Below are 13,922 nucleotides of genomic sequence, written 5' to 3' on the forward strand. Positions count from 1 at the left end.
TGCGATGACTATGCCACGACTGGGCTGTCCATGGGCTAACCGGCCAGCGGCGCCGGGCTCAGGCCACGGCGGCGGCGTGCTCGGTGCGTAGCACGATCACCACGAAAAGCACCATGGCTGCGAGCATGATCAGTGAACCGATGATGGGAACCGCCATATAGGCATGGTTGGCCAGAAGCGTAATCCCGACCCCGACCGGGAACATCAGGCCGCCGACGATATGCAGCCAACCCTGAATCCGCGCCAGCAGGCTACGTCCGACCGTGGGTACTACGCGATAATACAGTCCGAACAGGAACAGCAGCACGCCACCGACCAGATTGAGGTGGGCATGGGCGGGCGAGAGCAAAAAGTCCTGTTTGATCCCCATGACGATGCCGGCCACCATCCCGACCAGCAATACGACAGCGCTCACGCAGATCATCAGCGATCCGATCATCAAATCATCCTCTTGATTGTGATTGGCCGGCGGGAGGCCGCAATGGGCAAGCCGGCAGAGAGAGCGTTAGGCGCTGCAACCTCCGGATGGTTCACCGATCCCGGTCACGAAGCCGGGATGCGGATGAGACAATTGAGGTCGAAATTCCCCCCACGCTGGTGTGAACGTCGGCACCCGGCTATGCCACGAATGCTACGGGAAAGCGGTGACGGCAGAGATCCGTCGAATTGGCCGACGGGCGAGAAGCAGGAGAGTGCAGATGAGGTTCCGACGACTGGTCATTGCGACGGTCCTCACTTTCGCACCGATCATGTCCCCGGCCATCGCTCAGACGATCCGGCAGGTGCCGGAAAGCAACGCCTCCGTGGCGCGGGCCAACAATGCCGCGGTGGCGCTGTTCAAGAAGGGAGACTATGCCCGCGCGCTGTCGTCTCTCGATGATGCGATCAGGCGCAACCCCAATTCGGCGCTGACCTATTCCACACGTGGTGCGGTCTATTTTCAGCTCAAGAAATATGACGAGGCCATCAAGGACTACACGCAGGCAATCGGCCTTGGCCAGAACGATACAGTCACGGTGCTGAACCGCGCCTCCGCCTATTCGAAGAACGGCGAATTCGACAAGGCGTTGGATGATTGCAATGCGATCATTCGCGTCAATCCGCGCAATGCGGTCGCCTATCGCGTCTGCGGCGTGGCCTATCAGGGCAAAGGTGACGTCGAGCGCGCCTTCACCAATCTGAACGAGTCCGTCCGGATGGACCCGCGCGCCGGTAAGACCTTTGTCGCGCGGGGCATGGCCTATGAGCAGGTCGGGCAGGCCGACAAGGCTGCCGCCGATTTTGCACAGGCGCGGCGTGTCGATCCGTCTTCCGTCACGCCACGCGAGATGGCGGAGGCCCGCGAGCGCGCCAACGGACTGGCCGCGGCTCCAGCGCCGAAGTCGGCCCCGCCGGTCGCCACGGCCGCTGCCGATCCCGCGCCGAGCCCGGTCGCGCCCACCGTGATCGCACAGGACGCGCCGGGCGGTGAGGTCCGCGTCGCGCTGGTCATTGGCAATGGCGCCTATGCCTCCGTGCCCAAGTTGCCGAATCCGGGCAGCGACGCCAAAGCCGTTGCCGACTCGCTCCGGGCTGCCGGTTTCAAGACGGTGTATCTCGATAACGATCTCAATGCCGCGACCATGCGCGAGAAACTGAATGCCTTCTCCGCCGAGGCGGCGCAGGCGGATTGGGCTGTGGTCTATTATGCCGGCCACGGAATCGAGGTGAGTGGCACCAATTACCTGATCCCGGTCGATGCCAAGCTGAAAACCGACCGTTCCGTCCAGTTCGAAGCGGTGCCGCTCGATTCGGTGCTGGCGAGCGTGGAAAGCGCGCGCAAGTTGCGGTTGGTGATCCTGGATGCCTGCCGCGACAATCCGTTCCTGCGCGACATGGCCAAGACCGTGGCGAGCCGGTCGGTGGGCCGTGGGCTTGCGCGGATTGAGCCGGAATCTAGTGCAACTCTCGTGGCTTACGCGGCCAAGGCAGGGCAGGTGGCGTCGGACGGCGTGGCCGGGCAGGCCAATAGCCCGTTTGCCACGGCGCTGATCCGGAACATGGGCAAGCCTGGGGTCGAAATTCGCAAATTTTTCGGTCTGGTTCGCGACGACGTGATGGCGGCCACCGGTAATAGCCAGGAACCGTTCGTCTACGGCTCCCTGGGCGGCGATGACTATTTCCTCCGCAAACCGTGATGATCATGTCGCAGGGTCGTTGCTGGCAATTGGCCTGCGGCTCTGGCAAGACCTGACGCCATGGTAGACGCTTTCCAAGGCCTCACCGATTTCGTGAGGGAGCATCAGGCATGGGCGGCCCCCATCGTCCTGCTCCTCGCATTCGGCGAGTCACTCGCATTTGTATCGCTGCTCATCCCGGCCTGGGGAGCGCTGATCGCCATCGGTGCGCTGGTGGCCGCCAGCGATCTCAGCGTTTGGCCCGTGCTGATCGCCGGCGCGATCGGCGCGGCCTTGGGCGACTGGCTGTCCTACTGGGTTGGACACAGATACAAGGAGCGCGTCGCGCAGATGTGGCCACTGTCGAAATTCCCTAACCTGCTGCCGCGCGGCGAGGCATTCATCAAGAAATGGGGCGTGCCGAGCGTCTTCATCGGCCGCTTTTCCGGCCCGCTGCGCGCCTCGGTGCCGCTCGTCGCCGGCATTTTCGAGATGCCCTATTGGCGTTTCCAGCTCGCAAACTTCTCCTCCGCCTTTGTCTGGTCGGCCGTGCTCATCATGTGCGGCGATGCGCTCTCGGTCGCGACCGAATGGGCGCTGAAGCTCAAATAGTCCCGCTGGAATAACTCGATCCTGCAGGTGTTGAACCCGCGCATGGCGATCTGTCGTCTCGCGGAACTGTCAAACCGCTGATAAAGATCGCTGCGACATTTGCCCGGCATCATGCTGGTCAGTTTCACTGGAGGGATGGACCATGGACTTGTCACGTCGTCAGGCTCTCACCGGCGCTGCTGCGCTCGCAGCAACCCCGCTTGTTTCCGCAATTCCCGCCAAGGCCGCTGCGCCGCTTGCCGACAAGCAGGCGCCGAGCTTCTATCGCTACAAGGTTGGCGATGCCCAGGTGAATGTCATCTCCGATGGCGCCAACACCTTTCCGCTCGCCGATACGTTCGTCCTCAATGCCAAGAAGGACGAGGTCAATGCGCAGCTGGAAAAGTCCTTCCTGCCGAAGGACAAGATGACCATCCATTTCGCGCCGCTGGTCATCAACACCGGCGGCAAGCTGGTGGTGATCGACACCGGCAACGGCCCTGGCGCTTTCGCCGCCACCAAGGGCAATGTCGGCCAGTTCGCCAGCAACATGGCCGCCGCCGGCATCGATGCCAAGAATGTCGATATGGTCGTGATCTCGCATTTCCATGGCGACCACGTGAACGGCCTTCTCGCTGCCGATGGCACGCCGGCTTTCCCGAATGCCGAAGTGCTCGTTCCGGCCGCCGAGTGGAAATACTGGAACGATGATGGCGAAATGGCCAAGGCTGCGAATGATCGGATGAAGGGCCTGTTCGCCAGCAACCGCAAACTCTTCAATGATGGCCTGAAGAAGAAGGTCACGCCCTATGAGTGGGGCAAGGATATCGCGCCGGGCCTGCTGGCAGTAGAAGCTGCCGGCCACACACCGGGCCACACCTCGTTCATCCTCTCGTCCGGCAGCGACAAGCTGTTCATCCAGTCCGACATCACCAATCAGCCGGCGCTGTTCGCAGCCAATCCCGGCTGGCATCTGATGTTCGACCAGGACCCGGCCCAGGCCGAGGCCACCCGCCGCAAGGTCTATGACATGCTGGTGGCCGAGAAGATGCGCGTGCAGGGCTTCCACTATCCATTCCCGGCCAATGGCCACGTGGTCAAGGACGGCAGCGGCTATCGCATCGTCCCGGCGCCGTGGAGCCCGGTGTAAGTTACTAAGCCTGCCGTAGGGCGGATGAGGCGGAGCCGTAATCCGCCGCGGAGTTTCAGCTTTGAGCTCGGCCGGCGGATTACGCTGCGCTGATCCGCCCTACGATCCAAACAAACAACCTTGACGTTTCATGGCCGCGGCTTTATGTCCGCGGCCATGATCCATTTCGTGACCAGCGCCATCGCCCGCCGTCGCCGCATTCCCGCGGCAGCAGGCGCTAGTCTCTAAGGATCGCCTCACTGCCGCCGGATACGGTCCGCGGCAGTCTTTTCCCTCACAGCAGCGCGATCGATCCGGCGGCCTTCAACCCAGAAGGAGCCTGACAATGTATACCCCGCCGAGATTCCAGACCGATCGCAGCGACGCTTTGGCGTTTGCGGATGCGCGTGGCTTTGGAACGGTGTGCGCCTTTGACGGCCGCAAGCCGATAGCCTCGGCGGTGCCGTTCTATCTCGAATACGGCAACGACGGCACGCCGCATCTGGCTTTCCATCTCGCGCGGCAGAACCCGCTTCTAAAGCACGCCGACGGTGTGACGTCGTGGACCATGGCGGTGCTCGGAGCCGACGCTTATGTCTCGCCCGACTGGTATGTCTCGCCGGATCAGGTCGGCACCTGGCTCTATCAGGCGGTGCATCTGACAGGGCCTGTGCGGCTTCTGCCCGAGCGCGAACTCGGCGCGCATCTTGACGCGCTGAGCGCGAGGTTCGAAAGCTGGCTCGCACCGAAGCCACCCTGGACCTCCGCCAAGATGGCCAGGGGGCGGCTCGAAGCGATGCGGAAGGCGATCGTCGGCGTGGTGATGGCCGTGGATGAAGTCGAGGGGAGCTTCAAGCTCAACCAGCACAAGTCCGATGCCGATCATCTGGCTGTCATGAGCGCGCTGGCCATGCGGCCAGAGCCGGACGCCATTGAGATTTCGGACGCGATGCGCAAATTACGGCCGCATTTGTTTGCGGAAGAGACGTCACATTTGGCTGCTATGGCCGAGGCGGAAGGATTTATGGGATGAGCAACAAGAAGAAAATCGCCATTTTGGGCGCCTCTGGCTACACCGGCGCCGAACTGGTCCGGCTGCTGCTGCGCCACCCGAAGGTCGAGCTGACGATCCTCACTGCCGACCGGCGCGCCGGCCAGCAGATGGGCGACGTGTTTCCGCAATTCGCGCCTTATGAGCTGCCCACGCTGGTGACCATCGACAGCGTCGATTGGACCACCGCCGGCATCGACCTCGTGTTCTGCGCGCTGCCGCATGCGACCACGCAGAAGGTGCTGCAGGACGTTCTCGCCAAGGCGCCGGAGACCAAGGTCGTCGATCTCTCCGCCGACTTCCGGCTCAGCGATCCCGCGGCCTATGCCAAGTGGTACGGCCACGAGCATCATGCGCTGGAGCTGCAGAAGGAAGCCGTCTACGGCCTCGTCGAAGTCTATCGGCGCGACATCAAGAAGGCGCGGCTCGTCGCCAATCCCGGCTGCTACACATCCTGTGCGCAGCTGCCGCTGGTACCGCTGATCAAGGCCAAGGCCATCGAGACCGACGAGATCGTCATCGACGCCAAGTCGGGCATGACCGGCGCCGGCCGCGCCGCCAAGGAAGAGATGCTGTTCTCGGAAGTGTCCGACGGCTTCAACGCCTATGGCGTTGGCAAGCACCGGCACATGGCCGAGCTCGACGAGCAGTTCTCCAAGGCCGCCGGCAAGGAAGTAATCGTGACGTTCACGCCGCATCTGCTTCCGCAGAACCGCGGCATCCTCTCCACGATCTATGTGCGCGGCCGGCGCGGCAAGACTGCCGAGGAGCTGCACGAGATCCTGGTGAAGCAGTATGAGAAGGAGCCGTTCGTTTACGTGCTGCCATTCGGCAAGACGCCGCACACGCGGCATGTCCGCGGCTCCAACATGACCTTCATCGGCGTCGCCGCGGATCGTATCCCGGGCCGCGCGATCATCGTCTCGACCCTCGACAACCTCACCAAGGGCGCGTCGGGGCAGGCGGTTCAGAACATGAACCTGGTGCTGGGCTTTGCGGAAACGCTCGGCATCGATCAGCCGGCGATGTTCCCGTAACTCCGTCCCTCATGGTGAGGAGGCGCGTAGCGCCGTCTCGAACCATGAGCTAGCCTGGCGAGTAGTGTGCCGCCATCCTTCGAGACGCGCGCAAGGGCGCGCTCCTCAGGATGAGGGCAGAGTGAGGCTGCACAAACAAAACGGCCCGGATTTCGATCCGGGCCGTTTCTTTATTGACGCTGTCCGTTCACAGATCTCGCATCATCACGATCGACGTTTGCCTGAATTCGTGTCGTTCGAAGAAATGATGCGCGCGGTGATTATCGACGCCACTCTCCAGGAAGAAGCGGGTGACGCCAAGCGTGCGGCATTGCTCGGCGAGCCAGTCGAACAGGGCGCTACCGAGCCCTTGACCGCGCACGGACGGCGAAAACAACAAATCGTGGATGGTGGCGAACGGACGTTCCGGATTGAGCCGGGAGATCTCGACCAGAGCAAATCCCACAATGACGCCGCCCTGTGTCGCAGTTGCCAGCATCGTCTCGTCGCTGGACGCATTCGACAGCAGGCCATTGATGTATGTCCGCGCCTTGGTCGCGCGATCCGGCGACCAGCGACCGATGTCGTCAGCCACGCCGTATTGCAGCTCCGAATGGGAGATGTAAGCGGGATCGTCATAGGCCAGCAGGATACCGAGAACGGCGTCGGTTGCGGTCGTGTCATGGCACCAGGCGAATTGTACCGGATGCGTCGGAGATGGTTCGGAAGACATTGTCGTCCTGTCGGCTGAAACGGATGCGCGTTGGATCATGCGCGTCGCTATCCATACCAATTGCCGGATCGATCGTGGCGCGACAAATGAGCTGCGCACCAAAACAAAACGGCCCGGATTTTCATCCGGGCCGTTTCGTTTGTCAGGTCAGGCGTTGCTTACGCGACGGCCTTCTTTTCGGTCGCGACTTCGGAGATCGTCTTCAAAATCTGCGAAGCGATCTGGTAGGGGCAGCCCTGCGAGTTCGGGCGGCGATCTTCCAGATAGCCCTTATAGTCGTTCTTGACGAACGAGTGCGGCACGCGGATCGAGGCGCCGCGGTCGGCAACGCCGTAGGAGAACTTGTTCCACGGCGCGGTCTCGTGCTTGCCGGTCAGGCGCATGTGGTTGTCCGGACCATAGACATTGATGTGGTCCATCAGGTTCTTGTCGAACTGGGCCATCAGAGCTTCGAAGTAAGCCTTGCCGCCGACAGTGCGCATATATTCGGTCGAGAAGTTGGCGTGCATGCCCGAGCCGTTCCAGTCGGTGTCGCCGAGCGGCTTGCAGTGGAATTCGATATCGATGCCGTACTTTTCCGTCAGACGGAGCAGCAGGTAGCGAGCGATCCACATTTCGTCGGCGGCGCGCTTGGAGCCCTTGCCGAAGATCTGGAATTCCCACTGGCCCTTGGCCACTTCGGCATTGATGCCTTCGTGGTTGATGCCGGCGGCGAGGCAGAGGTCGAGATGCTCTTCGACGATTTCACGGGCGACCGAGCCGACATTCTTGTAGCCGACGCCGGTGTAGTAGGGGCCCTGCGGAGCCGGATAGCCTTCCGACGGGAAGCCGAGCGGACGGCCGTTCTCGTAGAAGAAGTATTCCTGCTCGAAGCCGAACCATGCGCCTGCGTCGTCGAGAATGGTGGCGCGGTGGTTGGACACGTGCGGGGTGACGCCATCGGGCATCATGACTTCGCACATCACCAGCACGCCATTGACGCGGGCAGCATCCGGGAACACGGCGACTGGCTTCAGCACGCAATCCGACGAACGGCCTTCAGCCTGCTCGGTGGATGAACCGTCGAAGCCCCACAGGGGCAGCTGCTCAAGCGTCGGGAACGCGTCGAATTCCTTGATCTGGGTCTTGCCGCGCAGGTTCTGGGCGGGGGTGTAGCCATCGAGCCAGATATACTCGAGCTTAAACTTGGTCATTCAGGTCTCTCACGAGTTAGCGAAAGGAGTGAACCCCGGCAGGAGTAAACTCGGACATTGCCGGGATCGGACATTCCATCCCCGGCGGCGTGTCCTTATAAGCACGTAGTATGCCAACTTGCCGCGGTGCAACGGTTTTGTGACGAGAAAATCGCCTGTGTCCCCAGAGACGCTCCGTGACCCCGCCATCGGCCGGTCGGCGGCGGAAGAATCGGCGCAAAATTCTCGAAATTCAGCAGATTTTTGGTCGGACACCAAAATACCTCCTGCTCAATTCCGTTGCAGGGGCATTTTGAGAGGAACTTTTCTGCTTCTCAGGCGCTCATTCGGGCGATGTCAGGTCGGTAGACCGCAGCGAAAACCTGCGTGCCCAAAGCGCATACCTTTGAGTTGCGCATATTAGTGGCATTTGCCTGCTTTTTATGAGGCAGTTGGCACAAAGCGCGAGCCGGGCTGTTACACTTGCAAGCCCTGACGGCAAACCGACCCAAAAACACGTCAGGCAGGAGATCCAGGAGATGAGGACTACCAATCATTCCGGTCAAAACCAGCCGACTGCAACCATTTATCAGTTCCCGGTAGGCGGCCGCTCGGGCCTCAATGCGCGCCCAGGCGAGATCAAGCCGGCAGACTTCCATGACTATCCCGCCGTGGATTTCGGCTCAGGCTGGTATCACGATGAAGCCATCGCTGACGCCAGGAAGGTGGAGCATTGAACGCGCCGGGCGAGGTCGGAGATCAAGGGTCGAAACAGCGATGTTTCGGCCCTTTTTCGTGAGCACCTCACGTCCCAAAGATCGACCACCCCAGCCGCCGCGTCAGTTCTTCCAGCGCAATCCGTCCCAAGTGGGAATTGCCGTGGTGATCGAGACCGGGCGCCCAGACCGCTATGGATGCCTTGCCGGGCGCCACCGCGATAATCCCGCCGCCGACGCCGCTCTTGCCGGGCAGGCCGACGCGGTAGGCGAATTCGCCGGAGCCGTCATAATGACCGCACATCAGCATCAGCGCATTGATCCGGCGTGCGCGCTCGGATGAAACCACCGACAGGCCGGTGCTCGGATTGCGCCCGGAATAGGCCAGAAACCGCGTCGCCATGGCCAGCTGCCGGCATGACATGGCAATGGCGCAGTGATGGAAATAGACGCCGAGCGTGAAATCGACGGGATTGTTGATGACCCCGAACGACTTCATGTAGTTCGCCAGCGCAGTGTTGCGAAAACCGGTGCGCTTTTCCGAGGCGGCCACCGTCTCATCGATCACGATCGAATTGTCACCGGACAGAAACTGCATGAAACGCAGGATCTCGCCGATCGCCTCGCGCGGCTGGTGGCCGGACAGGATCACATCGGTGACGGCGATGGCGCCTGCATTGATGAACGGGTTACGCGGCACGCCGCGTTCGCGCTCGAGCTGGACGATGGAGTTGAACGGGTTGCCCGAGGGTTCGCGGCCGACATGCTTCCAGAGCCGGTCGCCGACCATGCCGAGCGCCAGCGTCAGCGTGAAAACCTTCGAGATGCTCTGGATCGAGAACGGCACGTCCGCATCGCCGCCGGCGGCGATATTGCCGTCAGCGTCAACGACCACCAGCGCGAACTGGTTGGGATCGACGCCAGCGAGTTCGGGAATGTAGGTGGCGACTTCGCCGCGGTCGGGCCGCTGCGCCATCTCCTCGGCTATTTCGGTCACGACGGTCTGGAGATCTGGCGCAGCTTTGCTCATCGAGATGGACTAGCGCATCCCGCCTCAGACCGGAATACGCAGGATCGCGATCGCCAGCACGGCCTGGGCGACGAAGCCGATCATGAAGGCGACGGTGCGCAGCACCGGCAGGCCGAGCGTGTAGACCACGAGATGCGCGATCCGCGACCAGAAATAGACCATGCAGGCCATCACGGTAGCGGGGGTCGAGACATCGGCGAGGTTCAGGATAATCACCAGCGGCGCGAAGATGATGAGATTCTCGACCGCATTGTCATGGGCGAACATCATGCGGTTGGCCCATTCTGCCTGAGGCTTGTCCGCGCGCGAGGGATTGGCCATGGCGCCACCGACGCCGCGCACCATGATGCGGTTGAGGATGTAGGGCAGCCACATCACGCCAGTGAGAATCACCGTCAGCGTCAGCCAGAACAACTCGCGTGTCATGGGCGGTTCCTCGAAATGTCCGCGAAAAACGCGGGAAAAAGGTCATGCAAATCGTGAGCAGGGCGGAGCAGCCATGCTCGTGGGGAAGCATAGACGGTTGGTATGACAACGCCAAGGGAAGGAGGAGGGAAGTGCGTTACGCCTGCACCCGCACGTAACTGCCCGGTGCGTCCTCGATCGGCGGATAGGCTTCCGTCCCGACACGCCGCGCCGGCACTTCTTCGCCATCGACGCTGCCGATCCATTCCCGCCAGTTCGGCCACCATGATCCCGCATGTTCGGTGGCCGACTTCATCCAGTCGGCGACATTGGCGGCGTGGTTGCTGTCATTGGTCCAGTATTGATACTTGCCGGATGCTGGCGGGTTCACCACGCCGGCAATGTGGCCGGAGCCGGACAGCACATATTTCACGGGGCCACCGAAGAACTGCGAACCGTAAAGCACCGACTCCGCCGGCGCGATGTGATCCTCGCGGGTGGCCAGATTATACACCGGCACCTTCACCTTGGAGAGGTCAAGGCGGGTGTTGTCGAGCACCATATTGCCGGTGGAGAGCTTGTTCTCCAGATAGCAGTTGCGCAGATAGAAGGAGTGATTGGCGGCAGGCATCCGCGTCGCGTCGGAATTCCAGTGCAGGAGATCGAAGGCGCGGGGCATGTTGCCTTTGAGATAGTTGTTCACGACATAGGACCAGATCAGGTCGTTCGAGCGCAGCATGTTGAAGGCCATTGCCATCTTGCTGCCTTCGAGCACGCCTGCGGCCTGCATGTCCTTTTCCAGCGCCGCGATCTGGTCCTCGTCGACGAACACCATGAGATCGCCGGCATGGGAGAAATCCACCTGCGCGGCCATGAAAGTCGCTGACGCCGCGCGGACGCGGCGATGTTCGGCGAGCCAAGCCAATGTCGAGGCGAGCAGGGTGCCGCCGACGCAATAGCCGATCGTGTGGACGGTGAACTCGCCGGTGACCTTCTCGATCACATCCATGGCTGTGAGCGGGCCTTGCTTCATGTAGTCTTCAAAGGTCTTGGCGCCGAGCGCCTTGTCCGGATTGACCCAAGAGATCACTCACACCGTGAGGCCCTGATCGACGCACCACTTGATGAAGGACTTCTCGGGCTTCAGGTCTAGAATGTAGAATTTGTTGATCCACGGCGGCACGATCAGCAGCGGCGTCCGCAGCACGCTCTCGGTCGCGGGCGTGTACTGGATCAGCTGCATGATCTCGTTCTGATAGATCACCTTGCCCGGCGTCATTGCCATGTTGACGCCGACGGCGAGATTGCTGGGGTCTGACTGGCGGATTTTCAGCGCGCCGCGGCCGGCTTCCATGTCCTCGGCGAGCATCGACATGCCGCGCATGAGGTTGCCGCCATTGGAGGCCACGGTCTCGCGCAGCACTTCCGGATTCGTCAGCACGAAGTTCGATGGCGACATCGCATTGGTCACTTGGGTGACGTAGAACTCGGCCTTCTTGCGCGTATGCGCGTCGAGCCCCTCCGCATTGCGGACGAGTTCATGGGCCCATTGGGTGCCGAGCAAATAGGCCTGCAGCACGAAATCGAAGAACTGGTTCGACTTCCATTCGGGATCGCTGAAGCGCTTGTCCTTCAGCGGGGCCTGACTTGATGGCGCCGATGCTTCGCCGGTCATCCGGCGCATCGCATTGCCCCAGAGGTCGAGATAGGCTTTTCCGAGCTTCATCTGCAGCTCGGACGAGCGCTTCTCGTCGGACAGCCAGTAATTGGCCACCGTGCTGAAGGTCTTGATGATCTCGGTCAATTCATTCGGCGGCTTATCGCCGGTCTCGCCGGTCTGGCGCGGCTGCAGATAGGCGGCCAGCGCCTTGCCGCTGCTTTCCATCGCCTTCGCCATGTTGAGCGCAAAGGCTTCCGGGTTGAACGGTTTGGCAGCCCCGTCGTCAGCCTTGCCGTTGGTGTGGCCGGGGGAGATCTGGTCTCGACGACGTCGGTCATGGCGCAGCTACGGTTTCATTCCAATGCGGTGACGATACGTCACCACGCGGCAGCATGATGACATAGTTCGCGGATCGTCGCAGGATTCGATGTGCTGCGGTGCGTCATGAGTGCGCTCAGGTCTTGCTTCCGTCATATTGCAGCGCCAAGCCTCCGCCATTCTGTCGGCGTTAATCAGTTGTCATCTATTCGGGTGTGACCACACGGCGGGATGAACCCGATCCGAATGAGATGTAAGGTTGTGGCGTGACGCGTTCAGGAACAGCGGTTGGATCGACGCGAGGCAGCCGGGCAGGGCGTGCGGCGGCTTGGCTGGCGCTTGCCGTGCTGGCCTTTCCCGGGCTGGCCGGCTGCGCCTCGACCGTGGCCGATCTGCCCGTTGTGGGTGCTCCGGCGGGGCTGCCGCAGCGTCCGGCGCAGCCCGGCGAATACCTCCCGGTCCATGACATGCCCGCCAGCACTGGAAACAAGACACTGGCGCCGTCCGAACAGGCCAAGATCGAGGCCGATCTGATCCGGGCGCGGGACCGGCAGGCCATCGTGACCCCGCCGGCCGCAGCGGCAAAAACCTCGACCCGCTGAGCGATTCCACCCGGTCGTGACTGGTGTCACCCGGTCCCCATGCTAAAACTAGGCGATTCAACCGCACCTTGAAGGCGGTTTCCCCGGAGCCCGAGACCAATGGAAGACTTTTACCGAATTCGCCGTCTGCCGCCCTATGTGTTCGAACAGATCAACCGGGCCAAAGCCGCCGCGCGCAATTCGGGGGCCGATATCATCGATATGGGCATGGGCAACCCGGACCTGCCGACCCCGCCGCACGTCCTGGAAAAGCTCAAGGAGACGCTCGGCAAACCGCGGACCGATGGTTATTCGTCGTCGCGGGGCATTCCCGGTCTCCGCAAGGCGCAGGCTGCCTATTATGCCCGCCGTTTCGGCGTGAAGCTCAACCCTGACACCCAGATCGTCGCCACGCTCGGCTCCAAGGAGGGCTTTGCCAACGTTGCCCAGGCCATCACCGCGCCCGGGGACGTCGTGCTGGTGCCCAATCCCAGCTATCCCATCCATGCCTTCGGCTTCCTGATGGCCGGCGGCGTGATCCGTTCGGTGCCGTCGGACCCGACGCCGGACTTCTTCCCGGCCGTCGAGCGCGCGATCCAGCATTCGATTCCCAAACCGATCGCGCTGGTGGTCTGCTATCCCTCGAATCCGACGGCTAAGGTCGCTAGCCTCGATTTCTACAAGGACCTCGTCGCCTTCGCGAAAAAGCACGAGATCTACATCCTGTCGGACCTCGCTTATTCCGAGATCTATTTCAACGACGCCAATCCGCCGCCCTCGGTGCTGCAGGTGCCGGGCGCTATGGATGTCACCGTCGAATTCACCTCGATGTCGAAGACCTACTCCATGGCCGGCTGGCGCATGGGCTTCGCGGTCGGCAACGAACGCATCATCGCTGCTCTTGCGCGCGTAAAATCCTATCTGGATTACGGCGCCTTCACGCCGGTGCAGGTTGCCGCGACGGCTGCGCTCAACGGTCCGGATGACTGCATCAAGGAGATGCGCGACACCTATCGCAAGCGCCGCGATACGCTGATCGAGAGCTTTGGCCGTGCTGGCTGGACCATCCCGGTGCCGGAAGCCTCGATGTTCGCCTGGACTCCGCTGCCGGAGAAATTCCGCGAGATCGGCTCCATGCAGTTTGCAACGCTTCTCGTTGAAAAGTCCGGCGTGGTGGTTTCCCCCGGCATCGGTTTCGGCGAACACGGTGAGGGCTATGTCCGCATCGCCATCGTCGAGAACGAACAACGTATTCGCCAGGCTGCCCGCGGCGTCCGCCGCTTCCTTGAAAGCGGGCTGGAAACGTTGCACAACGTGGTTCCGCTCGCCAATCGGCGATAGGCACCGTCCGGACGTCGCTTGCG

13 protein-coding genes and 1 pseudogene are annotated in these 13,922 nt (G+C 61.9%); 8 read left to right on the forward strand and 6 right to left on the reverse strand.

Features of this window, described 5'->3' with window-relative positions; genetic code table 11:
* Positions 1-58: 58 nt before the first annotated feature.
* Complete coding sequence (locus RPMA_RS14370) at positions 59-439, reverse strand: hypothetical protein (protein WP_211907906.1); 381 nt, start codon at positions 437-439, stop codon at positions 59-61.
* Positions 440-698: 259 nt separating this feature from the next.
* Between RPMA_RS14370 and RPMA_RS14375 the strand changes: the two genes are divergently transcribed.
* The 5 genes from RPMA_RS14375 to argC all read left to right on the forward strand — a co-directional run bounded on the left by RPMA_RS14375 (position 699) and on the right by argC (position 5,964).
* Entirely contained in the window at positions 699-2,177 is a 1,479-nt protein-coding gene (locus RPMA_RS14375) for a caspase family protein (RefSeq protein WP_211907914.1), read from the forward strand.
* Positions 2,178-2,237: 60 nt separating this feature from the next.
* Complete coding sequence (locus RPMA_RS14380; RefSeq protein ID WP_211907916.1) at positions 2,238-2,768, forward strand: DedA family protein; 531 nt, start codon at positions 2,238-2,240, stop codon at positions 2,766-2,768.
* Positions 2,769-2,910: 142 nt separating this feature from the next.
* Positions 2,911-3,897 carry an MBL fold metallo-hydrolase gene (locus tag RPMA_RS14385; RefSeq protein ID WP_211907918.1) on the forward strand — a complete coding sequence of 329 codons (987 nt, stop codon included), beginning with the start codon at positions 2,911-2,913 and terminating at the stop codon, positions 3,895-3,897.
* A gap of 325 nt (positions 3,898-4,222) precedes the next feature.
* Entirely contained in the window at positions 4,223-4,909 is a 687-nt protein-coding gene (locus RPMA_RS14390; RefSeq protein ID WP_211907920.1) for an FMN-binding negative transcriptional regulator, read from the forward strand.
* Positions 4,906-5,964, forward strand: a complete 1,059-nt coding sequence (argC, locus tag RPMA_RS14395; protein ID WP_211907922.1) for an N-acetyl-gamma-glutamyl-phosphate reductase — start codon at positions 4,906-4,908, stop codon at positions 5,962-5,964. Before RPMA_RS14390 ends, argC begins: the two co-directional genes overlap by 4 nt.
* A gap of 187 nt (positions 5,965-6,151) precedes the next feature.
* Here the strand turns inward: argC and RPMA_RS14400 are convergent, their stop codons facing one another.
* Positions 6,152-6,676, reverse strand: coding sequence for a GNAT family N-acetyltransferase (locus tag RPMA_RS14400; protein ID WP_211907924.1), 525 nt, complete (start codon positions 6,674-6,676; stop codon positions 6,152-6,154).
* A 158-nt stretch (positions 6,677-6,834) separates the two neighbouring features.
* Positions 6,835-7,869 (reverse strand): glutamine synthetase beta-grasp domain-containing protein, encoded by a 1,035-nt coding sequence (locus tag RPMA_RS14405; RefSeq protein ID WP_211907926.1) that lies wholly within the window; start codon positions 7,867-7,869, stop codon positions 6,835-6,837.
* A 518-nt stretch (positions 7,870-8,387) separates the two neighbouring features.
* Here RPMA_RS14405 and RPMA_RS14410 point away from each other — a divergent pair.
* On the forward strand, positions 8,388-8,585 hold the full coding sequence (locus RPMA_RS14410) for a DUF2735 domain-containing protein (protein WP_211907928.1): 198 nt from the start codon (positions 8,388-8,390) through the stop codon (positions 8,583-8,585).
* Between the two features lie 67 nt (positions 8,586-8,652).
* On the opposite strand, the gene RPMA_RS14415 is transcribed toward RPMA_RS14410, so the two are convergent.
* The 3 genes and pseudogenes from RPMA_RS14415 to RPMA_RS14425 all read right to left on the reverse strand — a co-directional run bounded on the left by RPMA_RS14415 (position 8,653) and on the right by RPMA_RS14425 (position 11,896).
* Positions 8,653-9,594, reverse strand: coding sequence for a glutaminase (locus RPMA_RS14415; RefSeq protein ID WP_211907930.1), 942 nt, complete (start codon positions 9,592-9,594; stop codon positions 8,653-8,655).
* Between the two features lie 24 nt (positions 9,595-9,618).
* Complete coding sequence (locus tag RPMA_RS14420; RefSeq protein WP_211907932.1) at positions 9,619-10,020, reverse strand: MAPEG family protein; 402 nt, start codon at positions 10,018-10,020, stop codon at positions 9,619-9,621.
* Positions 10,021-10,156: 136 nt separating this feature from the next.
* Positions 10,157-11,896 (reverse strand): annotated as a pseudogene (locus tag RPMA_RS14425) (PHA/PHB synthase family protein).
* Positions 11,897-12,243: 347 nt separating this feature from the next.
* Between RPMA_RS14425 and RPMA_RS14430 the strand changes: the two are divergent.
* Complete coding sequence (locus RPMA_RS14430; protein ID WP_249225183.1) at positions 12,244-12,579, forward strand: hypothetical protein; 336 nt, start codon at positions 12,244-12,246, stop codon at positions 12,577-12,579.
* A gap of 99 nt (positions 12,580-12,678) precedes the next feature.
* Positions 12,679-13,899 (forward strand): LL-diaminopimelate aminotransferase, encoded by a 1,221-nt coding sequence (locus RPMA_RS14435; RefSeq protein WP_211907934.1) that lies wholly within the window; start codon positions 12,679-12,681, stop codon positions 13,897-13,899.
* The last annotated feature ends 23 nt before the right edge of the window (positions 13,900-13,922 follow it).

This window comes from Tardiphaga alba (assembly GCF_018279705.1).
In the GTDB taxonomy this organism is placed as follows: Bacteria; Pseudomonadota; Alphaproteobacteria; order Rhizobiales; family Xanthobacteraceae; genus Tardiphaga; species Tardiphaga alba.

What these genes read in the sequence shown, in the direction of transcription:
- RPMA_RS14435 (WP_211907934.1), top strand. Translation starts at nt 12,679, where the DNA reads ATGGAAGACTTTTACCGAATTCGCCGTCTGCCGCCCTATGTGTTCGAA.
- RPMA_RS14375 (WP_211907914.1), top strand. Translation starts at nt 699, where the DNA reads ATGAGGTTCCGACGACTGGTCATTGCGACGGTCCTCACTTTCGCACCG.
- argC (WP_211907922.1), top strand. Translation starts at nt 4,906, where the DNA reads ATGAGCAACAAGAAGAAAATCGCCATTTTGGGCGCCTCTGGCTACACC.
- RPMA_RS14385 (WP_211907918.1), top strand. Translation starts at nt 2,911, where the DNA reads ATGGACTTGTCACGTCGTCAGGCTCTCACCGGCGCTGCTGCGCTCGCA.
- RPMA_RS14420 (WP_211907932.1), bottom strand. Translation starts at nt 10,020, where the DNA reads ATGACACGCGAGTTGTTCTGGCTGACGCTGACGGTGATTCTCACTGGC.
- RPMA_RS14415 (WP_211907930.1), bottom strand. Translation starts at nt 9,594, where the DNA reads ATGAGCAAAGCTGCGCCAGATCTCCAGACCGTCGTGACCGAAATAGCC.
- RPMA_RS14380 (WP_211907916.1), top strand. Translation starts at nt 2,238, where the DNA reads ATGGTAGACGCTTTCCAAGGCCTCACCGATTTCGTGAGGGAGCATCAG.
- RPMA_RS14390 (WP_211907920.1), top strand. Translation starts at nt 4,223, where the DNA reads ATGTATACCCCGCCGAGATTCCAGACCGATCGCAGCGACGCTTTGGCG.
- RPMA_RS14370 (WP_211907906.1), bottom strand. Translation starts at nt 439, where the DNA reads ATGATCGGATCGCTGATGATCTGCGTGAGCGCTGTCGTATTGCTGGTC.
- RPMA_RS14410 (WP_211907928.1), top strand. Translation starts at nt 8,388, where the DNA reads ATGAGGACTACCAATCATTCCGGTCAAAACCAGCCGACTGCAACCATT.
- RPMA_RS14405 (WP_211907926.1), bottom strand. Translation starts at nt 7,869, where the DNA reads ATGACCAAGTTTAAGCTCGAGTATATCTGGCTCGATGGCTACACCCCC.
- RPMA_RS14400 (WP_211907924.1), bottom strand. Translation starts at nt 6,676, where the DNA reads ATGTCTTCCGAACCATCTCCGACGCATCCGGTACAATTCGCCTGGTGC.